Origin of the sequence: Streptococcus rupicaprae, assembly GCF_040545225.1 — a bacterium.
GTDB lineage: Bacteria > Bacillota > Bacilli > Lactobacillales > Streptococcaceae > Streptococcus > Streptococcus rupicaprae.
Window position 1 is genome coordinate 20457 of the sequence record NZ_JBEPLO010000017.1, and the last position, 26932, is coordinate 47388.

The window sequence follows — 26932 nt, forward strand, 5'->3', positions numbered from 1 at the left end:
CTCTTTTGAAAAGATTATTATAGCACATTTAGGTTAAAGTAGGGGAGTTTTTCTTGCTTCTAAATCCTTAATAATTTGAGGGTATTCTTGATCTAGTTTATAAAACCACAGAATAACTAGCGACACAACCGTCAAAATCAGTGGAATATAAATGTATGCAATATTAACAGAATGAATCGCTGCTGCGGTTTGTGTAGCTGCAGAGCCATCGTATCCTCCTGCTGCCATAACCCATCCTAAAATAGCTCCTCCTAATCCTGATCCAACCTTAGAGCCAAACGATGATGCAGCATTGGCCAGCCCTGCTGTACGTATCCCTGTTTTCCATTCGCCATACTCAATCGTATCGGAAAGCATTCCCCACATACAAGACGCCGCAAACCCGCTACCGATACCTTTAATAACATTGGCAACTAAAACTAAGCTGTAGGTACCTTGGACCATAACCAACGCAATATAAGACAACCCTGTAATCCCCATACCAATGAGGAAAGCATTTCTCTTGCCGATTTTCTTAGTTAGGGGAGCAACGTTGCAATTTGAGCAATTGTGCCAGCATTCCCAAGTGGTGTTACCAAATTTTGATCCTTTAGAACTGCTTTTGCAAAATAAACAGCTGAACCACCATTAACTGTTAATGACAAGTACAGGAAGAAAATTAAACCTGCCATCATCAACCAGTATTTGTTTCTAAAGAGAGCTGCGAATTCAACTCTAATATTTGTTTTTTCTGCTTCTACTTTAGGCTCTTCGACAACACGCTCATGAGTAAAGAGGAAATTGAAGAGGAAAATCGCAATTGTCATGATTCCAAAAACAAGAAATGTCATTGTCCAAGCTCTAGGTGTATCACCAAAGAAATGCACAACTTTAAGCGTAAATGTATTGATAAATAAGGTTCCTGCTGTAGCAAGCAACATACGGAATGTACCTAACAGAGTCCTTTCATATTGGTTTTGCGTCATCATAGCATTCATAGTTGCATAAGGAACATTGATTGCTGTGAAAATAACAGTTGATACCAGATTGTAACTTAAGAAGACATAGATCATTTTAAACGTATCTGTTGCATTGGCAGGTACCGAGAAAAGAATAACAGCCGATATAGCATAAGGAACGCACATCCAAAGCAACCAAGGTCTCGCCTTACCAAACTTTGATTTTGTACGGTCAACAATCAGTCCCATAAGGATATCACTAAAACCATCAAAAATCCGTGAAATCAACATAATAGACCCAACTACACCTGGATTAACATTAACAACATCTGTATAGTAAAAAACTAAAAAAACAGATATAGCAGAATAGACAATATTTCCCGCAAAATCACCAGTCCCATAAGCAAAGCGCTCTATAAAACTAAGCTTTGACTGTGGATCCAGATTGTACCCAATTCCTAAAGCATCTTTTTTTGTAGACATAAAAGAACTCCTTTATAAAATATTATTTTGTTGTTTCGATAATTTCCAAACCCCAAGGTTCCAATTTAAGTATTTGTCCCTCTTGAACAAGATCTGCTTCTAATAATGCCTGCCCACTGATAGGTGACGCTACTACCTTTTCCTGGTTAGAATAGTTTAAAATATAAGTAATCGTATTCCCTGCATCATTTTGACCTTTTTTAACCACAATAGGAAAACGATAAGGTGATAATTCATACGAAAATTCTTTCTCAAAAATCCATTCCAAAACATGATTCAAGTCCATTTGATCAAGCATACAAGCGATATAAACGGCCTGACCATAATCATATGAATTAAGTGTAATTGCTGAAGCTGATTGAGTTTGACTATACCCGTATGTTGCTAAAGATTTAGCTGTATCTGGTTTAAGATACTCCATAAAGCCACGTACCGGTACTGCTGCTTCAAAGATTTCACCGTCCAAAACTTGACCCGTTGGGATGGTAAACTGGTTATACGTCATACCGAAGACCTTTTCTAAATTTTTAGGGGTACCTCCATAAGAAATTTTCAGATGTTCATTGGTAATGGCTGTTTTAAAGCTAGCCAATAATTTACCTCCACGTGAAACAAACCTTCCCAATTCCTCATAAACACTGTCCGGGGCAGCATATAGCGCAGGTACAACTAAAATCTCATAATCACTCCATCCATCGTGATCTGGCGAAACAATATCTACTTCTATATTCAACTGATATAGCGCTGTATAGTAATGACGGACGACATCATTGTAAGTCAATGTCGATTGGAAAGCAGCATTCATATCAATAGGAAACCACTTAAGTCCTGTGAGCGCTTCATTGCTTACCAATAGTGCTACTCGATTCGATTTTTTTAGATTCACTAATTTAGGTGATAGTGCTTTAAGCTCTTGACCTATTTTTTTAGATTCATAATAGGTATCATTTTCTCTAAAATCATGACTGAGCAACCCCTTCCAATAGCTCTCAGCTGAGTTATGGATAGAGTGCCAATGCCAGTACATAACCGCATTCGCTCCAGATGATAGATGAGAGTATGCTTGTAGCCGTAGTTGATTCTTAAATGGTGTCCAAGCTGGAAAACCTTGTGCCTGTGTTTCTAGAACCAAATAATTATCCTTTTTAAGATTACGAGTACTATCACCTCCAAATGCAATTTCCATACCAGTTAATTCATCTTGAGTTGGATGGTAAATATCACAGCCTGCTACAGTGATAGCCTTAGCAGCCTTGAAATGGTTGACATCCGGTTGAACACCGTAGGAATAACCTCTCCATTCAAAATCAAAATTTTGTGTAATAAACTGATCATCTTGCGTGTATTCGGCTACAATATCAGCTTGCCACTGTAAAAAACGATCAACCAATAGCCGTTGAAACTTCTCAAACTCAGCTCCGTAACTCCCATTAATCGTTCCATTAACATCCGGTAACTGTTCCCAAGAATCAATTCGATTACTCCAATAATCTAATCCAAATTCATGGTTGAGTTTACTTAAATCATGATTAAATTTCTCTTTAAGATAAGCTCTAAAGTCATTTTGAACGTTTTTACTTGATGTACCATAAGCCTTAGTTTCATTATCAATTTGAAATCCTATAACATGCTTACGATGGGCAGTAACCTCCATGAGTTTTCGGATAACACGCTCCGCATAGTAAAGATAAGTTCGATTCGTAATATCCATAGATTGTCTCGGTCCATAAAGAGCCCGTCCTGTCCCTTTGCGATAAACCATGACATCCGGATCAAGCTCCACTAGCCAATTTGGTACAGCATAAGTTGGCGTTCCTATAATAACATCAATTCCCGCCTTCTCCATTTCATCTAGGACATACTCGACCGTTGAAAAGTCAAAGATTCCTGGAGATTTTTCATAAGTAGACCAAGTTGATTCTGCTATTCTAACCGTATTAATACCAGCTTCCTTCATCATCTTTATATCTTCTTGAAGCCGATCATAGGGAAGATATTCATAATAATAGGCAACTCCGTAAATAATTTTTTCCATTTTTTCTCCTATTTAAATATTAGACTTTGTATATCAAGACTACCTTCACCTTCAAATACTAAATAGAGAGCTGTTTTATCACTGATAGGTAGCTGACCTTTTCCTTCTACACTATACCATTCCTTATCTGATAGAATGTCAACAATCGCTATTGCTTCTCCTTCCAAATCTGTTTTTACGAGGACTTGTCCACAAGCTTCTCCTCGGACTACCAAGCTGATAGACGTGGGCTTTTCAAATGTAAAATATTTATAGCCTACCCAAGCTCCTGACTGAAGATTATGTATATATTGACTAACTTCTTGATGACCATCTGATTTTTCTTGGGTGAAACAAGGATGTTCATGTCGCTCATCACTTTCAACATCGATACTCTTTTTAGCGCCATTTGGTCCAACTAGGTAGCAGGCAATAGAAGCTGGATAGACTCCCTGACCTAACAATGGGCCTCCATTCAGACCGCAGCTGGTCAAATCAGCAAATCCAAAGCGTCCCGTTTCTGTGTCGTAGCTAATTTCCTCAGCAATGCCTTGACGAGAAAATTCTGTGTAATCTGTCTGTCGATGACCAAATACATAATATTTCCCATTAACATATGTAATCGAGCCATGATTGTTGCCCCAATATGCTAAAGGTTCTAGCCGACCACTAGGATTCCCAAATTCTCCATTGGAATGAAGAGAGCCCCCATAGATAAAGCCACGATCTGGGTAATCACTTATGGCATAAGCTAGCTCATGGCTTAAAAATGATGAATAAATGAAATAATATTTCCCATTAAATTTACGGATTGAGCTTGCTTCATAGAATTCATGTCCCTCAAAATCAGTACCTACCCCATCCCAAACATTCGGAATAAGTTGTTTAGGTTCTGATTTGAGTGTCAGCATATCGACATCTAATTCAACAACATGATTCCCCCGATCTCCCAGATTGTAGCCAAACATTTCTTCAACTTTATCAATAAGTTCTTGCTTAGCAGCAAAGCCTGTATACAGCCAAACTCGTCCATCATCTACCAGAACTGCCGGATCAAACTGGAACGGATCAGACGGTACAGATCCATAAATCGTTCCATCCTCATGCTTTACCGCTCCATAATATTCAAATGGCCCAGCAGGATTATCTGCTACTGCTACAGAAACTTGACTGAGGAAGTCCATACCGTAATAGAGATAAAATCTCCCATCAGGTCCTTGTACAACATCGGGTGCAAACATGCTCATTTTACCGTCTAAATTGGCAGGATCTTGAGTCTTACAATAAATTATCCCCTCATACCGCCAATCACTCAAATCATTAACAGGTACTGAATAAGTGACGTAATCATTCAAGCAATACCACTGACTTCCAAAGGAGTCATGGCTTCCATAGATATACAAGCGATCTCCAAAAACTTTTGGCTCACCATCTGGCACATACTCATTCAGAGGCAAGTAAGGATTAAATACTTGTTTTTTCATCGTTTAACCTCATTTCTATGATTTAACACCTTTATTATAAAACGTTTACATTTTAGGGTATATCATTTTTTTACTTTTTCTGGTACAATATAACTATCAATTAGTTTAGCGAGTAAATTAACCATGGACAGAAAACCTTTACTAACATTCATATCTAAAAAATTACATCTTCCCATTATAGAATTTAAAGGCGAAGAGATCATCGCTATTTACAATGAAAATCCCGAACTCTCAAAGCATCTAGAGTTAGAAAATCTTAATTTATCTATTTTTCACTCTATTTCCTATCACCCATATCCATATATCTTTGAATTGAGTAATAATATTGTATTCACTTATATCTCTGCTGACCAATCTAGTTTTCTACTAGGGCCTTGTTTACTGAAAAGCGAGCTAAATCTTTTACATTCCTTACCCGTCCAGACCAAATTCGAAACAGAGATTATCCCAGACGTTAGACTTGAACTTCTTCTTGAATTAGGCTGCCTTCTATTTAATTGCCTAAAATCAACTGACACTACTACCCAAGAAATGCTTTCTTATAATGTCAAACTGCCTCTCAATATCACAAAGTCCCATTTTACTCAGCAATATTACACTAGCCAGGAGCAACAACTTAGCCATAATTCCTACTACCAAGAAGTCCGGGAATTTAACAGTATTGAGGAGGGAAATCTTCTCAAACTACAAGAAAGTTGGAATGAAGATTACGGTGGTGAAATCGGTATTCTCGCAAACGATAATCTTAGAAATACAAAAAATCTTGCGATTGTAGTTATCACTCTCGCAAGTCGCTCTGCCATGCGAGGTGGCCTACATCCTGAAATAGCCTATACGATGAGTGATAATTTCATTAGGACTGTCGAATCTTTTACATATGCTGATGACATCATCCAATTTATACGCCAAGCTGAAATTGAATTTACCCTGATGGTACGGCAACATAAAGTACAGACTGAATCTGGATCTAAAGATAACTTAAACTCTTCCTATTCACATCCTTTCGTGAAAAAAGCCCGACAATATATCGGACTTCACCTCCATCAACAAATTAAACTACAGGACATTACTGAATCCTTGAATTGTTCTATTTCCTATCTCTCTTCTTTATTCAAATCAGAATTAAACATGAGTATACAGACATATATCATCTCTGAAAAAATAAACTATGCAGAACTCCTGCTAATCTATTCTGATAAACCACTAAACGAAATTGCTAGTAGCCTAGGTTTCAGTAGCCAAAGTTACTTTGGCAAAATTTTCAAGAAAAAAAACCACTATTCCCCCCTGAAATTTCGACAAAGATTTGGATACTAAAAAATAGGGTTAGAAGCAATTACCCTACTTATGCTCCAAACTATAAATCATAAATCCTTCTATCACGTTTATTAGGAGTGATATTTTTAAGACTTGAATAATAAAAACTTCAAAAACACCATTTTGCATTAAAGCACTGAAATAGACCTAGAAAGTTTTTTTAAAGTTATCGTCTAAATTAAAAATAATTTAGCTAATCATCTTCAACATCTTGCTTTACGCAAACTCGCTTACTCCCACTCCTCTTCAAAGATAGTTACCATTCAGTTACTTTTTTCAAAATATAAAGGCAGGAGAGCCAACTTAGGGCCGTCCTGCCTTTTTGTCTATTCAATTCCGATTTCTTTTTTCACTACATCAGCGATTGTGTCAACATAATAATCCACTTCAGCGTCCGTCGGAGCTTCTGCCATCACTCGCAGCAACGGCTCTGTTCCGCTTGGACGAACCAAAATCCGTCCGTTACCATTCATTTCAGCCTCCATTTGTTCAATGATAGCTGCAATAGCTGGAACTTCCATGGCCTTGTCCTTCATGCTATTTTCCACGCGGATATTAACTAATTTTTGAGGGTAGATAGTAACCTGGGCAGCCAATTCAGAGAGTTTGAGACCAGTTTCTTTCATGATCTTGGTCAATTGCACAGCAGTTAGCTGGCCGTCTCCAGTTGTATTGTAATCCATGAGGATTACATGCCCAGACTGTTCACCCCCGAGGTTAAAACCAGACTTACGCATTTCCTCAACCACATAACGGTCTCCAACAGCTGTCACTGCCTTAGAAATACCATGCTGGTCCAAGGCCTTATGAAAACCAAGGTTAGACATAACTGTCGTCACAATAGTGTTCTGGGCTAAAAGTCCTTTTTCAGAGAGGTGTTTGCCGATGATAAACATGATCTTATCCCCATCGACCAACTGACCCGTTTCATCCACTGCGATTAAACGATCCGCATCGCCATCAAAGGCAAGCCCCAAATCAGCGCCCTTTTCCTTGACCAGTTCTTGGAGGTTTTCTGGATGGGTCGAACCTACGTTTGCGTTGATGTTAAGGCCATCCGGCTTGTCACCAATCACTGAAATGTCCGCCCCCAAGTCAGCAAAAACTTGGCGTGCACTCGTGGAGGCCGCTCCGTGAGCAGGGTCTAGAGCAACCTTCATGCCTTCCAAATCCTGACCTGTAGAAACCAAAAACTGCTGGTATTTACGCAGGCCTTCTGGATAATCGACCAGGGTGCCTAAACCTTGGGCGCTGGGCCGCGGCAGTTGGTCCTCATCAGCATCCAGAAGGGCTTCAATCTCTGCTTCCTTGTCATCGTCCAATTTAAACCCGTCATTGCCAAAGAACTTGATGCCATTATCCTGGGCAGGGTTGTGACTGGCTGAAATCATGACACCTGCGCTAGCCTTCTCCGTCCGCACCAAATGAGCCACCCCTGGCGTTGCGATAATCCCCAGAGTATAGACTTCAATCCCGACAGACAAGAGGCCTGCCACCAAGGCAGACTCTAGCATCTCACCAGAAATTCGGGTATCTCTCCCCACAAACACACGCGGTCGCTCAACTTCATGCTGGCTGAGGACATAGCCCCCAAAACGCCCTAACTGAAATGCTAATTCCGGTGTTAATTCACGGTTTGCTTCACCGCGAACCCCATCTGTCCCGAAATATTTCCCCATTGTTACATCATCCTTTTCTTAATTATTTTACTTATACTAGGTTAATAAATTAATCATAACATAGCTTTATCTCATCAACTATTACCTTTTGAGACAATTTGGTGACAAGATAACAGATTAATTACTTGCTTTTTTGACCTTAATCACCATAGTAGTCTCTTCTGGTGATATTATGGCTGGCAAAAGATTCCCCTCAGCGTCAACAGCTTTTAACGTGACTGTACTCGTGATATTTTCAGAAACAGTCTGGTCACTTGGTAGGGTCGCTAAAATATGATCAATCTTAGCCATCGTTGACTCATCGGTCGTCACTTCAGCTTCAGTTACCTTGGTCGCTAAACTTGAGATAGTAACGCCTTCTTCAATTTGATCTGCCGCAATTTCAGCTCGAATCGGAAGTGTCCTGGTCACACGTTTCCCAATCTTAGCTGTAATTGAAGCAGGAATGACCGTTGCATTAACCCCAGTTGGGAGGTTCTCAATTTTTAGAGGAATATCATGACTCCCTGACTCAAAGTCATTCAAGTCTGCTGTAACGATAAAACTACGCGTCGCTTCTTGACTTTCCTTTTGGAGGGTCACTCGATTGGAAGAGGTCAGCTGAACAGTCACGTCAGAGGCAAAACCTGAAATAAAATAGGCCTCATTGTCATAGCTCAAATTGATTGGAACATTGTAAATAGTATTGGTAAAGGTTTCTGAACTAGAGGTCTTGGCCGCCGATGTCGTCTGGAAATTACTCAGCGAAGCATAAAGGAAAAGAAAGAGCGCCAAGACAAATGAAACTGCTAAATAATAGCTCCGTTGCCGTTTACTGATCATTTGCTTCCCCCTTTCCAGAACTGAAACCAACGCGCTGATCGACTGGACGAAGACTGCTCAAACCCAAACACGCGCTCCAGCTCCTGCTTAAACTCTTCTCTGCTCAAATCATGCTTGAAGACCCCTTGATGGGTGACTGAAATATTTCCCGTTTCTTCTGAAACAATGAAAGTAAAGGCATCCGTCTGCTCAGATAGGCCGATTGCCGCCCGGTGACGCGTCCCAAATTCCTTTGAAATCTGACTGCTGTCTGAGAGTGGTAAGTAAGCGCTCGCTGCTGCTATCTTATTGTTTTTCACAATCACTGCGCCGTCATGGAGTGGTGTATTAGGTATAAAAATATTAATCAAAAGCTCGCTTGAAATATCTGCATCCAGGGATATCCCTGTACTGATAAACTCTGCCAAGGGCTTTGTCCCTTCTACCGAAACCAAGGCACCGATTTTACGAGGCGCCATATAATCGGTCGCTTTGACAAAGGCCTGAATTAACTTTTCCTCATCCGTCAAACTGTTGCTTGAAGAAAAAACAGTCGCCGTCCGTCCTAATTTTTCCAAGGCCGCGCGAATCTCAGGCGCAAAGATAACCACCGTTGCAATAATCCCGTAGGTAAAGATTTGACTGAGCAAAAACGAAATGGTTTGTAAGCCAAAGATACTAGCAATGATTTGGGCAAGAATAAAAAGACCTACGCCGCGCACCAAAGTCACAACCCGACTTCCCGCTAATGTCTTGATAAAAAAATATAAAATAGCTGTTACCAAAGCAATATCAACAATATTCACCAGTAATCGCCAAGGGCTATCGACCAAGGTCTGCCAAAATTGTCCATTATTTTGCCATAATTGACTAAAACTCATCCACCGCTCCTCTCAATCGTATCTCTTCATAAAACAGTGTCCTTCTCCATTATATCATTTTTTCTGCATGATGGATATGAGAAATTGTGGTAAAATAAGATTATGAAACTACAAACATTATTTGGTATTTTAGCTGGCAAGACCAGCCAATTTTTACTGCAAAAAATGGGACGTGGGTCCACTTTCCCAGGAAAAATAGCCCTCAAATGCGACCCCAAGCTCCTAGAGACCCTCTCCAAAGACTATGAAATCATCGTCGTCACAGGAACCAATGGTAAAACCTTGACCACCGCCCTAACAGTTGGCATCCTCCAAGAAGCCTATGGTCAGGTCTTGACCAATCCTTCTGGTGCCAACATGATCACAGGGATTACGGCTGCCTTTTTATCTGCCAAGACTGGAAAATCTGGCAAGAAAATCGCTGTCCTTGAAATTGACGAAGCCAGTCTGCCTCGGGTCACTGAATTTTTGAAACCTAGCCTCTTTGTCTTTACCAACATTTTCCGGGACCAGATGGATCGTTTTGGAGAGATTTATACCACCTACCAGTTTATCCTTGATGGTGCAGCCAAGGCTCCTCAGGCGACTGTCTTGCTCAATGGCGACAGCCCTCTGTTTAACTCTAAACCGCTAGTCAATCCTGTCAAGTATTACGGATTTGCTACGGCAGAAACCGAACCAAAACTGGCTCATTACAACACCGAAGGTGTCCTCTGTCCTCACTGTCACCACATTATTCAGTTTAAGATGAACACCTATGCCAACCTCGGCAGTTACATCTGCCCCAACTGCGATTTCAAGCGACCACAGCTGGATTACGCCTTGACAGAACTGAGTCAATTGACCCATACCAGCAGCAGCTTTATCATTGATGGACAAGACTACCACATCAATGTTGGTGGGCTCTATAATATTTACAACGCCTTAGCTGCAGTTGCTGTTGCCGAATATTTAGGAATCGCTCCGGAAACGATTAAAAAAGGCTTTGAGAAAAGCCGAGCTGTCTTCGGTCGTCAAGAAACCTTCCAGCTAGGTGACAAATCTTGTACTCTGGTACTCATTAAGAATCCTGTCGGTGCTAGTCAAGCTTTAGAGACAATAGCACTGGCTCCCTATGATTTCAGTTTATCTGTGATTTTGAACGCTAACTATGCAGACGGTATCGATACCAGCTGGATTTGGGATGCTAATTTTGAACGTGTGACCGATTTGCCAATCACAGAGATTTATACTGCTGGCGATCGAGAATCTGAAATCGCCCGTCGTCTAAGAGTAGCTGGTTTTGATGAAACCAAAATGACCAGCTGTCAGTCTCTTGAGGACCTCCTCAATCAGATTGAGCAGAGCACAACACCAAACGCTTATATCCTTGCCACTTACACTGCCATGCTCCAACTCCGAGAGCTCTTGGCCCAAAGGCAAGCCGTCGGAAAGGAGATGATTTAATGGTTTACACTTCTTTGCAAAGTCCTGAAGGCAACTATCCTTACCGTCTCCGAATCGCCCATCTTTATGGGGATTTGATGAATACCTATGGCGATAACGGCAACATTCTCATGCTCAAATATGTGGCAGAAAAACTTGGAGCCCACGTAACGGTGGACATTGTTTCCATCCAGGACGATTTCCAGCCTCAAGAGTATCAGCTGGTCTTTTTCGGTGGAGGTCAAGACTACGAACAAGGGATTATCGCAGCCGACCTTCCTTCTAAAAAAGCAGCCCTGACCCAATATATCGAAGACGATGGTGTTCTTTTAGCCATCTGTGGTGGTTTCCAATTCTTAGGCCAATACTACGTCGAAGCTAGTGGTAAACGCATTGACGGCCTAGGAATCCTTGGGCACTACACCCTCAACCAAACCAATAATCGCTTCATCGGTGATATCAAAATTCATAACACAGAATTCAACGAGACCTACTATGGCTTTGAAAACCATCAGGGCCGCACCTTCCTCTCAGAGGATGAAAAACCGCTCGGTCAAATCGTCTACGGCAAAGGCAATAACGGCGAAGACGGGACAGAAGGCCTGCACTACAAGAATGTCTTCGGCTCCTATTTCCATGGTCCCATCCTATCCCGAAATGCTAATCTGGCCTATCGTTTAGTAACCACAGCCCTCTACAAGGCTTACGGACCTGATATCTCTCTACCTTCCTATGAACAAATTCTCAGCAAGGAAGTTCCAGAAGAGTATGCTGATGTCAAATCAAAGGCCGAATTTGAAGCTTAAGTGCCCAAGGCAAGGTCAAGACTTGAAAAAATAGTGAAAAATTGCTATAATTTTCAGAAAATAATCGTTCGAGGTAAACTAAGATGAGAGACGATATCAAAATCAATGACCGCGCAGCTGAAATTAGTCCAAAACTGATTGAAAAACTGGAGACTATTTACGATCCTGACATTGAGCTGGACATCTACAATCTTGGGTTGATTTATGAAATCTCCTTAGATGAAGAGGGGACCTGCCATCTGGTCATGACCTTTACTGATGTCGCTTGCTCCTGTGCTGATACCTTGCCAGATGAGATTATCAGCTCCCTATCAAAAATCGATGAAATCCAAAAGGTTCGGGTAGAAATCGTCTGGTCACCTGCCTGGAAAATCACTCGCATCAGCCGTTATGGCCGCATTGCCCTAGGGATTAGTCCTAAATAAGGCTTTTCTTCTGTTGGAATAGTCTAAAAGTACCTTTATACACCTTGAAACACAGGAGTGAGATCAGTTCTTCTTTACTAAGCGGAATTTGTCTCATTCCTTTTTAGCAAAACTATTCTTCCTTTTATTCATAACATTCTCCCAGGAGGTTTTATGCCAAAAGATTCCCCTCAATCTTTGTCAATCAACTGGAATATGCTCTGCCTAATTCAGTTCTGCTTGGCCATTCTGGTCATTTTACTGCATGCCGGTCGGGTCTTTCCTCAAGATAGCCTTCACTTTATCCAGAAGAGTCTTTTTAGCCGCACCGCTGTTCCCTTTTTTGCCATCAGCTCCAACTTCTTCTACCAGCATCAACTAGTACAGGGACATACTCCGCTTAAACATCTCATCTTTTCCCTTGGGAAAACCTACCTCTTTTGGTCACTGCTCTTCCTGCCATTTGCCCTAATCTATCTGGCACATAAGGCTATCCCCTTAAGCCAAATACCTCTGGCACTCCTTGTCGCTCTTTTCTATACTGGGACCTGTTACCACCTGTGTTACATTCCAGCCTTTTTAACAGGCTATAGTCTTATTCATTTTTTCCGAAAATTTCTCACCCTCAAGACCTGCCTCCTCATCAGTATCATCCTCTATTGTTTTGGGCTTTTAGAAACCTACTCAGCCTACACAGCCGGTAGCCGAATAGGAGACCTCTATCAAGCCTATCGGAATATATTCTGGACAGCACGCAATGGGATCTTTTACATGCCCGTCTTTATCTGTCTTGGTGAGTTGGCTTATTCATTTTATTTTAAGAAGGAAAACTCCTATCCCCTAAAAACTGGCCTTATCCTTTCTATCTTAGCTTTTGCTCTGGAAGGCTGGATTATTTTCCAAAATCAGGGGATTGATAAAAATTTCTTTCTAGCCCTCCTGCCTTTGTCCTTTTTCCTCTTTTCTTGGACCATTCAAACACCGCTTCTCAAGCAAAAAAATTACCAGACACTCCGACTCCTTAAACCTCTCAGTCGTTACTATTATTTTATCCATCCACTCTTCATAGAAATGGGGTTTCTTCTTTTTCCATCTCCTCATCGGCAGGATTGGCAAGAGGGAATCAAAGTTTTCATCCTAACCCTAATCCTGACGCAGGTTTTTGCTTGGATAACAGTCACCTATCAGTCGAAAAAACTTAGATAAATAGTTTGTTCTGACAAAAATGCCCAAAATCAAGACTTTGATCACTTGATTTTGGGCGTTTTTTATAATCTTATTGTCCAAATGGGAACAACTGTGCTTTTTCCCTATGGTTTTTTCTAACTTAAGCCTTGCCTGATTTGTCCAGACGCCAGAAGTCTGTCACAGCCCCCTTAGCGGCTGAAGAAACCGTGTGGGCGTACTTACCAAGAACACCACGTGAGTAGAGCGGTGGCAAGACCGTCTCAGCCTTACGGCGCTCAATTTCCTCATCTGAGACATGCATAGTGATTTCTTTCGTGTCTTGGTCTACCGTTACTAGATCTCCGGTATGCAGGTAGGCAATAGGACCGCCGTCTTGCGCTTCAGGCGCAATATGTCCAACCACGAGACCATAGGTTCCGCCAGAGAAACGGCCATCGGTCAACAGGGCCACCTTATCGCCTTGCCCCTTACCGACAATCATAGACGATAAGGAAAGCATCTCAGGCATACCTGGACCCCCTTTTGGTCCCACAAAACGCACAACAACCACATCGCCATCAACGATATCGTCGTTCAGAACCGCCTCAATCGCCTCTTCTTCCGAATCAAAGACCTTAGCAGGACCTGTATGGTTACGGACCTTAACTCCAGAAACTTTGGCAACTGCCCCATCTGGCGCCAAATTTCCTTTGAGGATGATGAGCGGACCATCTGCCCGTTTTGGATTGTCCAAAGGCATGATGACCTTTTGACCTGGTGTCAAGTCTGGGAAGTCAGCTAAGTTTTCAGCAACCGTCTTACCTGTACAAGTGATCCGATCGCCATGCAGGAAGCCATTAGCCAACAAGTATTTCATAACTGCTGGCACACCACCTACCTCATAAAGGTCTTGGAAAACATACTGACCAGACGGCTTCAAATCTGCCAGGTGAGGCACGCGCTCTTGGAAATCATTGAAATCTTCCAAGGTCAAATCAACATTAGCCGCATGCGCCATCGCCAAGAGATGGAGAGTTGCATTGGTAGACCCACCGAGAGCCATAGTCACCGTGATGGCATCTTCAAAGGCTTCGCGGGTCATAATGTCAGAAGGCTTGATTCCAAGTTCCAACATCCGAACCACAGCACGACCAGCCTCTTCAATATCGGCTTGTTTTTCTGCCGATTCTGCAGGGTTAGATGACGACCCTGGAAGACTCAGTCCGATAACCTCAATCGCTGTCGCCATGGTATTGGCTGTGTACATTCCTCCACAACCACCAGGCCCGGGGCAGGCACTACACTCAATAGCCCGAACTTCTTCTTCGCTGATGTCCCCGTTATTCCACTTACCGATTCCCTCAAAGACCGATACCAGATCGATGTTCTTACCGTTGAGGTTTCCTGGTGCAATGGTACCACCGTAAGCAAAGATCGCCGGAATATCCATATTGGCCATGGCAATAGCAGAGCCGGGCATGTTTTTGTCACAGCCACCGATAGCGATAAAGGCATCGACATTGTGCCCCCCCATAGCTGCCTCAATCGAATCTGCAATAATATCACGCGAGGTCAACGAAAAACGCATCCCCTGTGTCCCCATGGCAATTCCATCCGCAACAGTAATGGTTCCAAACTGAACTGGCCATCCGCCCGCATCTTTCACGCCTTCCTTGGCTAACTTACCGAAATCGTGGAGGTGGATATTACAGGGCGTATTTTCTGCCCATGTCGAAATAACACCGACGATTGGCTTATCAAAATCTTCATCAGTCATGCCTGTCGCTCGAAGCATCGCCCTGTTAGGGGACTTGACCATGCCATTATAAATATGACTTCTAATCTTCAACTCTTCTGCCATCTGACTCTCCTTTATAAAGTCTTTTTCTCCCTTCTATTATAGCAAAATTTCCTGATTTTAAGAAGTAGTTTGAGAAAATATTTTCTGAATTTTACAAAATGTTCTGACATTAAGGCATCAAAAAGAGAGCAAGTTCTCTCTTGCCCCTAAAACAGGCTCAGTATAGACGTGGCCACTCTAATCTTAGTACCACATGGAATTCTATCCCACATCACACAAAGGAACATAGATGATATTGCTGAAATATTTTCAACTGGCATTGATGTCTCAAAAGTAAGTCATTTCGTAACTCCTTTTTATCAAAAACAATCGCTAATACTCTGAAGGATAAAACAAAAAACGTTGAAAAATCAACGTTTTCCGCAACGATCTGAAAATACCAGACGTCAATATGGAACCTAGGGGGATCGAACCCCTGACCTTTTGGCTGCCAGCCAAACGCTCTCCCAGCTGAGCTAAGGCCCCTTAATATCTATTATGTGTTAAAATCTAGCACTATCTTCCAAAGATTTTTTTGTCTGAAGACCGCTGGTCCCTGTCGTGCGCTTGAAACATACGATAGAAAAGACCATCAATTGTCATTGATAGTCTTATTTTAGCGAATCTGTTTAAAATTGTCAATACTTTTATTGCAATCAATAGTTCAATCTCACCTTAATGCCATCCTGATCTGTGATAAAGGCTGCCTGCTGCTCTAACTGAATGTCCCAGCCAGCTCTTTTGGCTCTTAGAAGGCATAACTTATAATCTGTTTCCCTGTCAAAATCAATACTGTAGTAGGCCAGCCCTCTCATCCCTTCTCTGCGTTTTAAGAGATTGGGACCCTCCCATTCATTGACCGCCAAATGATGGTGGTAAGTGCCAGATGCCAACCAAGCACCCGTTGGAATGGAAAATTTATCTGCCACTCCAAGAACATCTTGAAATTGATCAGACGACTTCTGACTGGAGGGGCTTTGCAGGTGGACATGGCCCATACGGGTTCCTTCTGGCATCCGATAGGGACCAGAAAAATCTGTCAGCTCAAAGAGCCCTCGTTCATCTAAACTTTCCGTTTTGCCTATGATCTTCCCATCGGGGTGGATATCCCAAGCTTCCTGAGGCAGGTCACGGTAAATTTCAAGGCCATTGCCTTCAGGATCTTGCAGATACAGGGCTTCGCTATAACCGTGATCAGCCCCTCCTATCAGAGGAATCTTATTGATTAAAAAGTGACGAAATATCTGGGACAAGGCTTCTCGACTGGGCAATAGAATAGCTAGGTGGTAGAGCCCCGAAGCCTTCGATGGCATGGTCTGATCCTCTGTCTTAATCAGACGGACGAGTTCCAAAGTTCCTACTCCTAAAATAGCCTCTGTTTCACTGCTAGAAAAGACCGTCATTCCCAGTACCTGTTGATAAAATAGGACTTGCTTTTCTAAGTCAAACACGTTCAACGCCACATGACCTAATTCAAAATCTGATTGGTACAGCATAGTAATCTCTCTTTCTATGCTTTTAGCTTATCACTAATTAGTAAATAAAGCAAGAAAAAGAACTTATGAATCATCCACAGAATAATCTTTCTCTGACGAAGTTGCCCTTTGCTGCAATACCAGCTATAGAGAAAAGTAGCGAAGTAGGTCCTAAACCTTAGACAAGTACTTCTTACGGTAAAGCAGACTTAAAAGGGCAAACCCTGCTATACCCAGCCCCAGATAGATGAAGCTAGATAGAGCAACGCTATGGGGAAGCAAGGTCATGGTCAGCGTTCCAAGTGGCATGAGCAAGATGGCTAAAGTAAAGATTGTACTGAAAACTCGCCCTAAGTACTGATTGGGCACACGACTTTGAACTTGACTGAAAAAATGAATATTAAACATTGTCAAAAAAGCCTCAAAGAAAAAGTTGGCTGACTGGGCTAGATAATTGGCTACAGGCAGGGCAAAGAGAAGCAAGCTGAGGCCAGACAAGGCCAGACTACAGAGCAATGCTTCCATGGTCGATGGCCATTTTCTGGCTAATAAGGCCCCACAGATGGCCCCAAGAGCACCTAAACTTAAAATGCTGGCGTAACTCCCCGTTTGCTGGTAGAGTTGGTCCGTAAAAGGGAGGAGGTAATTAAGCCCAGCAATAAAGGCATTGACACCAGATGCAACCAAGAGGAGGAAAAAGACCTCTCTTTCTCGGACAATGAAACTCGCTCCTTCCTTGATATCCAGTAAAATACGCTTGACAGACGCAGGATCTGGACTATCCTTTGGCGCTGGTTCTGCTACGTCAATCCACCAAACCAAAAGAAAGGAAAGGACAAAGCTCAAACCATCGATGACCAGGGTCATTTGAAGACTGGTCAAATGTGCTAAGGCAAAGGATAAGAGCGGTGCAGATACGCTGATGATTTTTAACACGACTTCTAAGCTTGAATTGTAGGACACCAAATCTTCTTTAGCGACCACCATTGCGATATAGGACTTATTAGCTGGGCTGGCAAAGGCAGACGATATGGCCAGAATAACATTGACAAACAAAAGAGCATAGAGCATCACCCCATCATTTGAAATCAGGGCAACACCAAAGCACAAGAGAGCACAAAGAGCGTCCGTCACCAACAGAATCTGGCGACGCTTGAAGCGATCTGCAACAGCCCCACCAAAAGGGTTAAACAAAAGCGAGGTTACTTGCTCTGTCAGCTGGTAATAACCCAAAAACTGCTGCCCTATTGCCCCCATTGAAGCGATCCAAATCGTGTTGCCGTAGTCGTAAACCACATTACCAATTTTATTGACTGCCCTACTGGCAATCAGTTTAACCATAGTCTTATTCATCACTAAAACCTCCTTTTCTCACAGACCTATTATAGCCCGTTTGAAAAGGAGGTTGAACTTTTTTGCATATTTGTAAATTAGGCTTCCTGAATCCATCGCTCAAAATGCGCCTGATAGGTTTTGGCATGATGGTCTGACCCCATCCAAGCAAAACTTTGAATGGCATGCTCCATATCACTTATCCCGCTTTTATCTCCTTGTGCCTGCTTGAGAAAGCCTTTGACATAGAGATAAATCAGGCGGTGATAGGCCTTGCGTTCATTGGTGATTAGCGGTGCTAGCACCTTGTCATAACGGCTGGCATGGCCTAGCTCTCCACGCTCCACCATGGTCTCCATCACATTCAGTAGCGTTGTTTCCACCAGATTTCTGTGGGTGGCAATCTCTTGGTAAAATAGTTTGCGCTTGACGACCTCATCGACCATCCGACAGATACTGGCCGTGTCATAAAAGCGATAGAGGTTGCCGATCAAAATCAACTCATTAATCTGCCACTGCTCGGTGCAAAAGAGATGGTCTGACACCAGGTCCAAATCAGTCTGTGTCAGAGGCCGACTGCTGTCCAGCTCTGCTATGGCCCCTAGAAAGAGCACACGGTTCAAGCTAGCCAAACGGTTGTTAGGGTCCGTAGCTAATTTGTCGTCTTCTGCTGCCACCATCGCCGCCAGACCAGCTAGATTCCTTTGGTAATGGTACTTGGCCATCTGAGCCATGAGGCGAATCTGCTCAATCCGCTGGTAGTTGTTGACCCGATCCATAAACTCATCCGCTGTCAACCCGATCTTCTCCAAAATGTGAAGGAAGCGGCTCAGAGACAGGTCCGACCGGCCGCACTCAAAACGAGACAGTTGGGCAACTGAAATCATCTCATCTGCCACGTCCTGCAAGGTCAGCTGGCGATTGAGTCGAAACTCACGAAAAATAGGACCATAGTCGGGCATGGAAACTCCTTTCGTCTAGCGTATTAATGGGGTAAGCGCTCTAGTCCTCCAACTCCTCATTCAAGGTCTCCCACTCCTCCATAGTGTCAGCTTGACGGCTAATATCATCGAACTACTTCTGCGGCCAATCTTGAAGCCAGGCATCTTCAAGCAAGTCGTCCCATTTGTAGTAGACCTGGTCACAGGTGATGTGGTACTCGATGAGGGAACCACTTGTATCCAATTGACAATAGGTTTTGACTAGCTTGGCAACGGGGTCAAAGTTAAAAGACAAGACCTCAATAACTTCTTTGAAATTGTCCAAAGAAATCTAGTAACCATCAGGTGCATAAGCAACGATGGCATCAACCAAACGGGCATTGACCATCTCAACCTCAGCTGGACCAGTATGCTTATACCGGCCTGTTGGATTGAGGGAATGGGCAGCAGAGACATCAAAACCATCTGCGAAACGCCAAACGAGGTTATCCCCAATGAAAACATCAGTCAACAGAGCCTCATGCAAGGTCAAACAATCGTCTGTCGTGACAACTTTATACACTTATTCCAACTCCTCACTCAAGGTCTCCCACTCTTCCATCAGTTCCAGTTGCTGACTGTCCAGCACATCTAGCTCTTTCTGGAGGTCGGTCAGTTGGCCGATGTCGTTGGTGGTCAGCATGGCTTGGTTAATCTCTGCTTGGCGGTTTTCTAGGGTTTCTAGCTGGTTTTCAATCTCGTCGATCCGGCGGGCTAATTTGCGGCGTTCTTTTTGGTCTGCCTTTTGGGACTGGTAATCGCTAGCGCCAGCGGATGGGGTGTCAGTTGGGCTAGCTGCTATCAGCTGAGCAGCTTGATGTCTAGCTTCCTGCTCTGCTTTTTTCTCCACATAATAATCATAATCGCCCAGATAGAGGGTCGAGCCGTCTGCTGAAATGTCAAGGATTTTGGTAGCAACACGGTTGATAAAGTAGCGGTCGTGGCTGACAAAGAGCAGGGTGCCGTCAAAGTCAATCAGGGCGTTCTCCAGGACTTCCTTGCTGTCGATATCCAAGTGGTTGGTCGGCTCGTCCAGCACCAGGAAGTTATTGTTTTCCATGGAGAGTTTTGCGAGGAGCAAGCGCGCTTTTTCACCGCCAGACAGCATGGCAACAGACTTTTTGACATCATCGCCAGAGAAGAGAAAGGCCCCCAGACGGTTGCGAATCTCCACCTCTGGCGTGGTCGGAAAGGCGTTCCAGAGCTCGTCCAGAACAGTGTTGGTCTTGGTCAGGGCCGACTGGGTTTGGTCATAGTAGCCCATCTCGACATTAGCCCCCAGGACTGCCTCGCCCTCAATGAAGGGCAGTTGCCCGACCATAGACTTGATCAGAGTGGTCTTGCCAATACCGTTTGGACCAACGATAGCAATAGCGTCATATTTTCGGACGTCCAATGAAATAGGCTTTGCTAAGACCTCATTGCCATAGCCTATGGCGACTTGATCAAGGGTCAGGACCACATTGCCAGAAGATTTCTCTGACCTGAAGGTCATATTGGCAGATTTTTGCCCAGCTTGGGGCTTGTCCAGTCTCTCCATCTTTTCCAATTGCTTGCGTCTAGACTGAGCCCGCTTGGTGGTCGAGGCACGGACGATGTTGCGGTTGATAAAATCTTCCAGTTTAGCAATTTCCTTGGCCTGTTTCTCGTAGTTCTTGGCTTCCGTCTCCAGTTTCTGGGCCTTGAGCTCCATAAATTTGGAATAGTTGCCTACATAGCGGTCAAGAGAATGCGGGGTCAAGTCCAGCGTGATGGTGGCCACCTTGTCCAGGAAATAACGGTCGTGGCTGACGATAATCAGGGCCCCTTGGTAATGGGTCAGGTAGTTTTCCAACCAGGCAATGGTTTCGATATCCAAGTGGTTAGTCGGCTCGTCCAGGACCAGCAGCTCTGGTTTCTCCAAGAGCATTTTGGCCAGGGCAAGACGGGTGTTCTGCCCGCCAGACAGTTCGGCAATAGGAGTCTCCCACATGGTCTCGTCAAACTTAAAGCCGTTTAGGATCGCACGGAGGTCCGCTTCGTAGGTAAAGCCACCACGACTGCGGAAGTCCTCCGATAGCTGGTCATAGTCTGCCATCAAGCGATCAAAGGCAGCACCTGTCAGCTCTGCCATTTGTCCCTCCATAGCCCGCAAACGCGCCTCCATTTTTCTTAGGTCATCAAAGACAGCCAGCATCTCGGCGTAGATGGTCTTGTCGGATGAAAAGCGACTATCCTGGGCCAGATAGGAGAGAGACAGGTCACGCTTCTTGCTGATGTCGCCAGAGGTCGGGGCCTCCTCGCCCACCAGAATCTTGAGCAGGGTGGACTTGCCGGCACCGTTTCGGCCGACCAGGGCAATGCGGTCGCGCTCGTCCACCTGGAGGGAAATGTTATCAAAAAGGACATCGCCCGCAAAGGAGCGTTCAATCTTGTTGGCTGAGAAAATAATCATGGGTCTATTATAGCACAAAAAGCAAGGAAACATCCCTGCTTTTCTCACCATTTATCAGCTTTTAGGGCCTTGACCAAGTCAGGAGTCATCCGTCTGGTGCTACGGACTGCTTTGACACCGTGTTCTTGCAAAAAGGCAATGGGGTACTGGTCATCTGGAAAGGTCGCTAGGCACTCCAGCACCATCTCCTGCCGATCAGCATGGAGCTCCACCACCCGACAGGCATAGCGCAAACAGCGGTAAGGGGCTGTCAGATAAATGTAGACCACGTGCCCAACAGCCACTCCTTTTTTCTGGGGCCAAGGCACAAAGCGACTAGCCGCAAATTCCTGGTCAATATCATACAATTTGGGGTTAGCTGGAATCAGCCAATAACCATCAGTCACAGCTGCCTGTCCCTGACCTTGGGCGACCAACTGACGGCTGGTCGTCACCAAATCAAACAGTTCCTCATCTGGTAGGCCACCATTCAAGACCACCGTTACCCAGTGGGTCTTGTTCATGTGGTAGCTGGGGTAAATGCTAGGTTTAGCCAGCAAACTGCCCTTATCGGTTGGGTTAATTTTGAGATTAACGACTTCAACAGATGCTGCTAATTGGTCAGTTGAGTAAATTTCCTGTCCCAAGTCTAATTTCCCAAAGGGCATGGTCATAGCAAGGAGGTACCACTTCTGATTAGCTGGATGACGGAAGGTGAAAATTCCCTTGAAGCGCCCAAACTCCTCTGGCGCGTCATTATAGGCTGTAGCCAGATATGCTTCCAGTCGATAACCTTGTGAGGATTGGAGGGCCTTCTCATAACAGCAAACTCCTGCAATGCGCTCCAAAAGTTCCTGATAAGCTTCGCGAACTTGGCCAACAAAGGCCCCTACTTGATTGGTTCTAAAGGCAGTGTATTCTTCGCCTAGATCTGTATCCATCAGCTGACCAAGCAGTTGGCCTTGCTCTGTCACCTGTATGCGAGCTTCGAATTGGCCATCTAGGAGAGTTTCATGATAGCAATACTGGTCCGATTCTCTTTGAAAACCAAAAGCCAGTAGCTGGTCTTGGTCAAAGGTCTTATCTTGGAAAATCTGCTCTTCTACTAACATCTTTATAAAATATTATCAAATTCTTCTCGAACAGCTGTCGGCCAGACGCTGGACTGGACCTCACCGATATGCTTTTTACGGAGCAGGAACATGGCCAGACGGGATTGACCGATACCGCCACCAATGGACAGAGGAAACTCGCCAGCCAAGAGAGACCGGTGCCAATCAAAATTGAGGCGCTCCACAGTGTTGGTCAAGAGGCACTGATGGCGCAGGGCTTCCTGGTCGACCCGAATGCCCATTGAGGACAATTCAAAGGCTGTTCCAAGTTCCTCATTCCACACCAAAATATCCCCGTTCAAGCCCTTGTAGCCCGCTTCAGAGGGCGTTGTCCAGTCATCGTAGTCAGGAGCTCTACCATCATGCGGTTTACCGTCTGCCAACTCGCCACCGATCCCGATTAGAAAGACCGCACCGTACTCCTTGGCGATGGCATTTTCCCGTTCCTTGCTGGTCAAGTCCGGATAGCGGGCAACCAAGTCTTCCGTGTGGATAAAGGTAATCTGCTTGGGCAGGACTGACTCGATATCATAGCGGGCTTCGACTGCTAACTCGGTCAGGCGGATAGCCTTGTAAATCTGCTCCACAGTTTCCTTGAGATAGGCCAAATTTCTTCGCCCTGTTGGAATGACCTTTTCCCAGTCCCACTGATCCACATAGACCGAATGCGTCGGATCTAGTGAATCTTCATCAGGTCGAAGAGCCTTCATGTGAACAAAGAGACCTTCTCCTTCATTGAATCCGAATCGTGCCAATGTATGGCGTTTCCACTTGGCCAAAGAGTGCACAACCTCATAAACCGCGTCAGGAATCAGTTTGACATGGACGGTCACAGCATTTTCTACCCCAGATAGATTATCCTGCATACCATCGCCAACTCGGCTAAGAATCGGTCCCTGCACCTCAACGATATCCAACTTATCAATCAAGTACTGGGTAAAGGTATTTTTAACAAATGAAATTTCTTCTTGCTGATCAATAAAACTTTTTTTCATAGGTACCCTTTCAAAAATAGATAGACCTATTGTACCACTTTTCAAAAAAAAAGAAAGATGAAACCAGCTGATGAGGCTCATTTCATCATTTTTCTTATTTAAATGCCCCTAAAATCCCTAATCCTTTTTAAAGCTGTTGCCAAACTTTCGCTTTGTAAATCAACCAAACAACAATAGCCAACAGGGCAAGCAAAAAAACAAACCTGATCAAGCGCGATAACCATCGCCAGAGGACTATAAGAATCAGGCTAGCTACCAACCAGGCCCAGGAGGAGGTCTCCAAGAAGTCTTCAAAGGCTAAAAAACTGTTGTTGGTCAAGCTTTTTAACCAATCTGGTGCATAGAGTGCATATTTTTCGGCAATCCCTGAAGTCTCTAAAAGATTTGAAACGGTAACTCTCAGCCAGATAAAGAGGCTGCTATTGAGCAAGAGCAAGAGCAACTGCTGGGGATAAAGATGGGCTAAATAACGTAAGGTTTTCATGGCTTACCTCCTTGGATTGGTCCTTTTCGGTGACACGAATCTATAGGCACCGTTTTTTCTAATCTCTGCTAAAAATCAGCCCTACAATCGTAGGTTCCATCATAAACAACCAATCTCAAAAAAAGCTTAAACCTTCTAACAGGCCATTTTCTTGCTTAAATCCAGCAAGCTACTAGTGAAGAATAAGGAGGTACCAATTCTTAGACTTACGATAGGCGCTCTTCCTTGACGTAGTTAATCGGCAACAGCTCCAGGAACACATTTAGCTGCTGCTCCCAGTAATACCATTCATGACGGCCTGGCGAGGTCCGATAATCAAGCTCTAGGCCCAGTGACCGAAAATCCTTGATTGCCTTTTGATTGGTCTCAAAGAGAAAATCCTGCTCACCACACCAGGCGTAGAGCTTGGTTCCTCCGTCAAAGCCTTTGGCTGCGATCAGCAGATTATTGTCACTGGCCTCAAAGGCTGAATCCTCGCCAAAAATCCCCTTCCAGTAGGCAATTTCTTTCTCGCTATCTCCTCGTAGGCTGGTATCAAATCCTAAGGCACCTGAAAATGACCCTGCGTAGGCAAAGCGATTGGTCAAGAAAGCCAATTTGAAGGCACCGTAGCCTCCCATAGACAAGCCCGCGATAAAGGTCTTCTCACGCTTTTGCGTCATTTGGGGAAAGAAACGCTTCAAAACCTGAGGCAACTCCTCAGCAATCGCATCATAATAATCAACCCCGTAGGTCGTGTTGGTGTAAAAACCATTTTCCGTATTGGGCATGACGACAATCAAGTTAGTTTTCCGAACCAGCCGTTCCAAACTGGTCCGAGACCGCCACGACTGGTGGTTCCCTCCCATACCATGCAAAAGATAGAGCACCGGGATATCCGTATCTGGCTCATCTGGCTCCAGATAATCCCTATCTGGGTAAATCACACTGACCTGGCGATACTGTCCCAACACTTGAGATGAATACTCTATTTCAAAAACAGCCATAAATCTTTCTCCTTTAAAAATGTAGGTAAATAAAGAACCTGTATCTCAAAAGTAACACATCAACCATGAGGCTAGGAGCACAGACCCTTTTAGGTTGGCTTGCTATTGCTCCTAAACGATCAAAGCTCAGGCTGAGCTGAGCTAAGACCAGGTCCCCCAGTCTCTTCCATATATTCTGCTACTTTTAAAAATACAGGTTTTTTCATGTCTAGCGGACTTCCATCAATACAGGAAGCACAGCTGGCCGACGCTTGGTCTGGTCAAAGAGGTATTTGCCTAATTCATCACGCACCAAGTTTTTCAGCTCTGCCCATTCGAACTGATCCTTAGCCAAATAGTCTTCGACTGCACGATTGGCTAATTCAGCCGCCTCACTCAAAATATCCTTGCTCTTTTTCACATAGACGAAACCACGTGTATGAACCTTAGCCTTGGCAATGAGTTTCCTCTGCTTGCGGTTAACCGTCATCGCCACGATGAAAATACCATCTTCTGAGAGAATCTTACGATCCCGCAGGACTACATCGCCCAAATCACCAATGGCCTGGCCATCCAGCAAGACATCCCCTGTCGGCACAGAACCGCTATGTAAGAAGTCACCGTCTTCGTACACCATGACGTCACCGCGCTTCATGATGAGGATATTTTCAGGTAAAATCCCCACCTCTTGCGCTGCATCTGCATGGGCAGCCAACTGGCGGTACTCTCCTTGAATCGGGAAGAGGAATTTTGGCTTCAGGATATTGATCATCATCTGTAGGTCACGGAAATTGGCATGACCTGATACTCGCAGATTATTGGTAACAGACTTGACTTCACCGCCTGCCTTGTAGATCAAGTTCTCTACCCTAGCCACAAAGGCTTCCTTGGCTACTGTCGGTGTCGTTGCAATAAAGACCGTATCCCCTTCTTTGATGCTGATATAGCGGTGACGACCAACAGCCATCTTACGAAGCCCTTCCAAAGGCTCACCGATTCGGCCTGTCTCTAAAATCACCAACTCGTGATCTGCAAAACGACTCAGATCCTTGGGCTTAATCATCAAACGTTCGTTGGAAATCTTAAGTTTATTAAGCTTCATCGCTGTGCGGACAATATTTTCCACGTCAAGCCCCGTCAACAGTACCCGTCTGCCGGTCACATCAGCGGCATCAAAAATCTGCTGAATCCGTGACAAGTTGCTGGCAACAGCCGCCACAATCACACGCCCTTGGCAATCACCGATGACGTTGGCTACTTCGTCTGCCACTTCACGTTCGCTGGCAATTTGGATCTTACTGTCCGCATTGGCCGAATCACTAAGCAGGGCTAGGACCCCTTCACGGCCAATTTCAGCCAAGCGAGCCAGATCCGTCTGATAGTCCTCGGTCGCTGCCTGGTCAAATTTGAAGTCGCCAGTGTAAACAATATTGCCAGCTGGCGTTTTAAAGACCAGCCCCAAACTTTCTGCAATCGAGTGGGTGGTCTTAAAGAAAGACACTTCCGTCACCCCAAAATCAATCTCAGTCTCGGCATTGATAACATGAAAATCGTTAAAGGACTTGGTCGGGGCATAATCTTTGACCACTAACTTAGCCAATTCAATCGTTAACTCCGAACCAAAGACAGGCACCTTGACCTTGGCCAACAAATAAGGCAAGGCTCCAATCGCATCCGCATGCCCGTGGGTCAGAAAGACCCCTGCCACTCGGTCCTTGTTTTCTTGGAGGTAGTCCATATTTGGGATGACCAGATCCACTCCCAACTGGTCATTTTCAGGGTATTTCAGCCCCGCATCCATAACAAAAATCGTCTCTTCAATCTCTGCCAAATAAAGGTTCTTCCCATTTTCACGAACCCCACCCAGCGCCATAATTTTAATCTGCTGCATTGTTTCTCCTTTTTCTTGTCGGACTTTCTAAAGTCAGGAGGCTAAG

Annotated in this window: 22 protein-coding genes, 1 tRNA gene and 1 pseudogene; 5 read left to right on the forward strand and 19 right to left on the reverse strand. The window is 44.2% G+C overall.

From position 1 onward, the window contains the following. Nucleotides 1-33: 33 nt before the first annotated feature. From ABID29_RS07930 to ABID29_RS07940, 3 genes and pseudogenes are all read right to left on the reverse strand, one after another. Nucleotides 34-1421 (reverse strand): annotated as a pseudogene (locus ABID29_RS07930) (MFS transporter). A gap of 22 nt (nt 1422-1443) precedes the next feature. Further along, nucleotides 1444-3456, reverse strand: a complete 2013-nt coding sequence (locus ABID29_RS07935) for a beta-galactosidase (RefSeq protein ID WP_354365623.1) — start codon at nt 3454-3456, stop codon at nt 1444-1446. Nucleotides 3457-3464: 8 nt separating this feature from the next. Continuing rightward, nucleotides 3465-4919: a family 43 glycosylhydrolase gene (locus ABID29_RS07940; RefSeq protein WP_354365624.1), complete on the reverse strand. Its 1455-nt coding sequence runs from the start codon at nt 4917-4919 to the stop codon at nt 3465-3467. 123 nt (nt 4920-5042) lie between these two features. Between ABID29_RS07940 and ABID29_RS07945 the strand changes: the two genes are divergently transcribed. Continuing rightward, nucleotides 5043-6236 carry a helix-turn-helix domain-containing protein gene (locus ABID29_RS07945; RefSeq protein ID WP_354365625.1) on the forward strand — a complete coding sequence of 398 codons (1194 nt, stop codon included), beginning with the start codon at nt 5043-5045 and terminating at the stop codon, nt 6234-6236. Between the two features lie 326 nt (nt 6237-6562). On the opposite strand, the gene glmM is transcribed toward ABID29_RS07945, so the two are convergent. The 3 genes from glmM to cdaA form a co-directional block, all read right to left on the reverse strand. Then, a complete protein-coding gene (gene glmM / locus ABID29_RS07950; protein WP_354365626.1) occupies nt 6563-7915 on the reverse strand; it encodes a phosphoglucosamine mutase in 1353 nt (450 codons plus the stop codon). Nucleotides 7916-8032: 117 nt separating this feature from the next. Beyond that, the gene (locus tag ABID29_RS07955; RefSeq protein WP_354365627.1) at nt 8033-8737 is read right to left on the reverse strand and encodes a CdaR family protein; all 705 of its coding nucleotides are present in this window, start codon (nt 8735-8737) and stop codon (nt 8033-8035) included. Beyond that, nucleotides 8734-9597 (reverse strand): diadenylate cyclase CdaA, encoded by an 864-nt coding sequence (gene cdaA, locus ABID29_RS07960; protein WP_354365628.1) that lies wholly within the window; start codon nt 9595-9597, stop codon nt 8734-8736. The genes ABID29_RS07955 and cdaA overlap by 4 nt, the downstream gene beginning before the upstream one ends. Nucleotides 9598-9699: 102 nt before the next feature. Between cdaA and murT the strand changes: the two genes are divergently transcribed. From murT to ABID29_RS07980, 4 genes are all read left to right on the forward strand, one after another. Then, nucleotides 9700-11043, forward strand: a complete 1344-nt coding sequence (gene murT, locus ABID29_RS07965; protein WP_354365629.1) for a lipid II isoglutaminyl synthase subunit MurT — start codon at nt 9700-9702, stop codon at nt 11041-11043. Then, nucleotides 11043-11828, forward strand: a complete 786-nt coding sequence (gene gatD, locus ABID29_RS07970) for a lipid II isoglutaminyl synthase subunit GatD (protein WP_354365630.1) — start codon at nt 11043-11045, stop codon at nt 11826-11828. The genes murT and gatD overlap by 1 nt, the downstream gene beginning before the upstream one ends. An 83-nt stretch (nt 11829-11911) precedes the next feature. After that, on the forward strand, nt 11912-12253 hold the full coding sequence (locus ABID29_RS07975) for a metal-sulfur cluster assembly factor (protein WP_354365631.1): 342 nt from the start codon (nt 11912-11914) through the stop codon (nt 12251-12253). Nucleotides 12254-12406: 153 nt separating this feature from the next. Then, nucleotides 12407-13438, forward strand: coding sequence for an acyltransferase family protein (locus tag ABID29_RS07980; protein ID WP_354365632.1), 1032 nt, complete (start codon nt 12407-12409; stop codon nt 13436-13438). A gap of 121 nt (nt 13439-13559) precedes the next feature. Here ABID29_RS07980 and ilvD read toward each other — a convergent pair whose 3' ends face one another. The 13 genes from ilvD to ABID29_RS08045 form a co-directional block, all read right to left on the reverse strand. Further along, complete coding sequence (ilvD, locus tag ABID29_RS07985) at nt 13560-15260, reverse strand: dihydroxy-acid dehydratase (RefSeq protein WP_354365633.1); 1701 nt, start codon at nt 15258-15260, stop codon at nt 13560-13562. A 392-nt stretch (nt 15261-15652) separates the two neighbouring features. After that, nucleotides 15653-15725: transfer RNA gene (locus ABID29_RS07990), tRNA-Ala, on the reverse strand. 170 nt (nt 15726-15895) lie between these two features. Continuing rightward, nucleotides 15896-16735 (reverse strand): VOC family protein, encoded by an 840-nt coding sequence (locus ABID29_RS07995; protein WP_354365634.1) that lies wholly within the window; start codon nt 16733-16735, stop codon nt 15896-15898. Nucleotides 16736-16885: 150 nt separating this feature from the next. Then, nucleotides 16886-18067: an MFS transporter gene (locus ABID29_RS08000; RefSeq protein WP_354365635.1), complete on the reverse strand. Its 1182-nt coding sequence runs from the start codon at nt 18065-18067 to the stop codon at nt 16886-16888. A 77-nt stretch (nt 18068-18144) separates the two neighbouring features. Next, the gene (locus ABID29_RS08005) at nt 18145-19008 is read right to left on the reverse strand and encodes an Rgg/GadR/MutR family transcriptional regulator (protein WP_354365636.1); all 864 of its coding nucleotides are present in this window, start codon (nt 19006-19008) and stop codon (nt 18145-18147) included. A gap of 112 nt (nt 19009-19120) precedes the next feature. Then, on the reverse strand, nt 19121-19312 hold the full coding sequence (locus tag ABID29_RS08010; RefSeq protein ID WP_354365637.1) for a hypothetical protein: 192 nt from the start codon (nt 19310-19312) through the stop codon (nt 19121-19123). Between the two features lie 6 nt (nt 19313-19318). After that, nucleotides 19319-19549, reverse strand: coding sequence for a hypothetical protein (locus ABID29_RS08015; RefSeq protein WP_354365638.1), 231 nt, complete (start codon nt 19547-19549; stop codon nt 19319-19321). Continuing rightward, complete coding sequence (locus ABID29_RS08020; protein WP_354365639.1) at nt 19550-21460, reverse strand: ABC-F family ATP-binding cassette domain-containing protein; 1911 nt, start codon at nt 21458-21460, stop codon at nt 19550-19552. A 44-nt stretch (nt 21461-21504) separates the two neighbouring features. Beyond that, nucleotides 21505-22551 (reverse strand): MmcQ/YjbR family DNA-binding protein, encoded by a 1047-nt coding sequence (locus tag ABID29_RS08025; protein ID WP_354365640.1) that lies wholly within the window; start codon nt 22549-22551, stop codon nt 21505-21507. A 2-nt stretch (nt 22552-22553) separates the two neighbouring features. Further along, complete coding sequence (asnA, locus tag ABID29_RS08030; RefSeq protein WP_354365641.1) at nt 22554-23546, reverse strand: aspartate--ammonia ligase; 993 nt, start codon at nt 23544-23546, stop codon at nt 22554-22556. 127 nt (nt 23547-23673) lie between these two features. Beyond that, nucleotides 23674-24030, reverse strand: a complete 357-nt coding sequence (locus tag ABID29_RS08035; protein WP_354365642.1) for a hypothetical protein — start codon at nt 24028-24030, stop codon at nt 23674-23676. 206 nt (nt 24031-24236) lie between these two features. Then, nucleotides 24237-25016, reverse strand: a complete 780-nt coding sequence (locus tag ABID29_RS08040) for an alpha/beta hydrolase (RefSeq protein WP_354365643.1) — start codon at nt 25014-25016, stop codon at nt 24237-24239. 208 nt (nt 25017-25224) lie between these two features. Continuing rightward, nucleotides 25225-26886 carry a ribonuclease J gene (locus ABID29_RS08045; RefSeq protein WP_354365644.1) on the reverse strand — a complete coding sequence of 554 codons (1662 nt, stop codon included), beginning with the start codon at nt 26884-26886 and terminating at the stop codon, nt 25225-25227. Nucleotides 26887-26932: the final 46 nt, after the last annotated feature.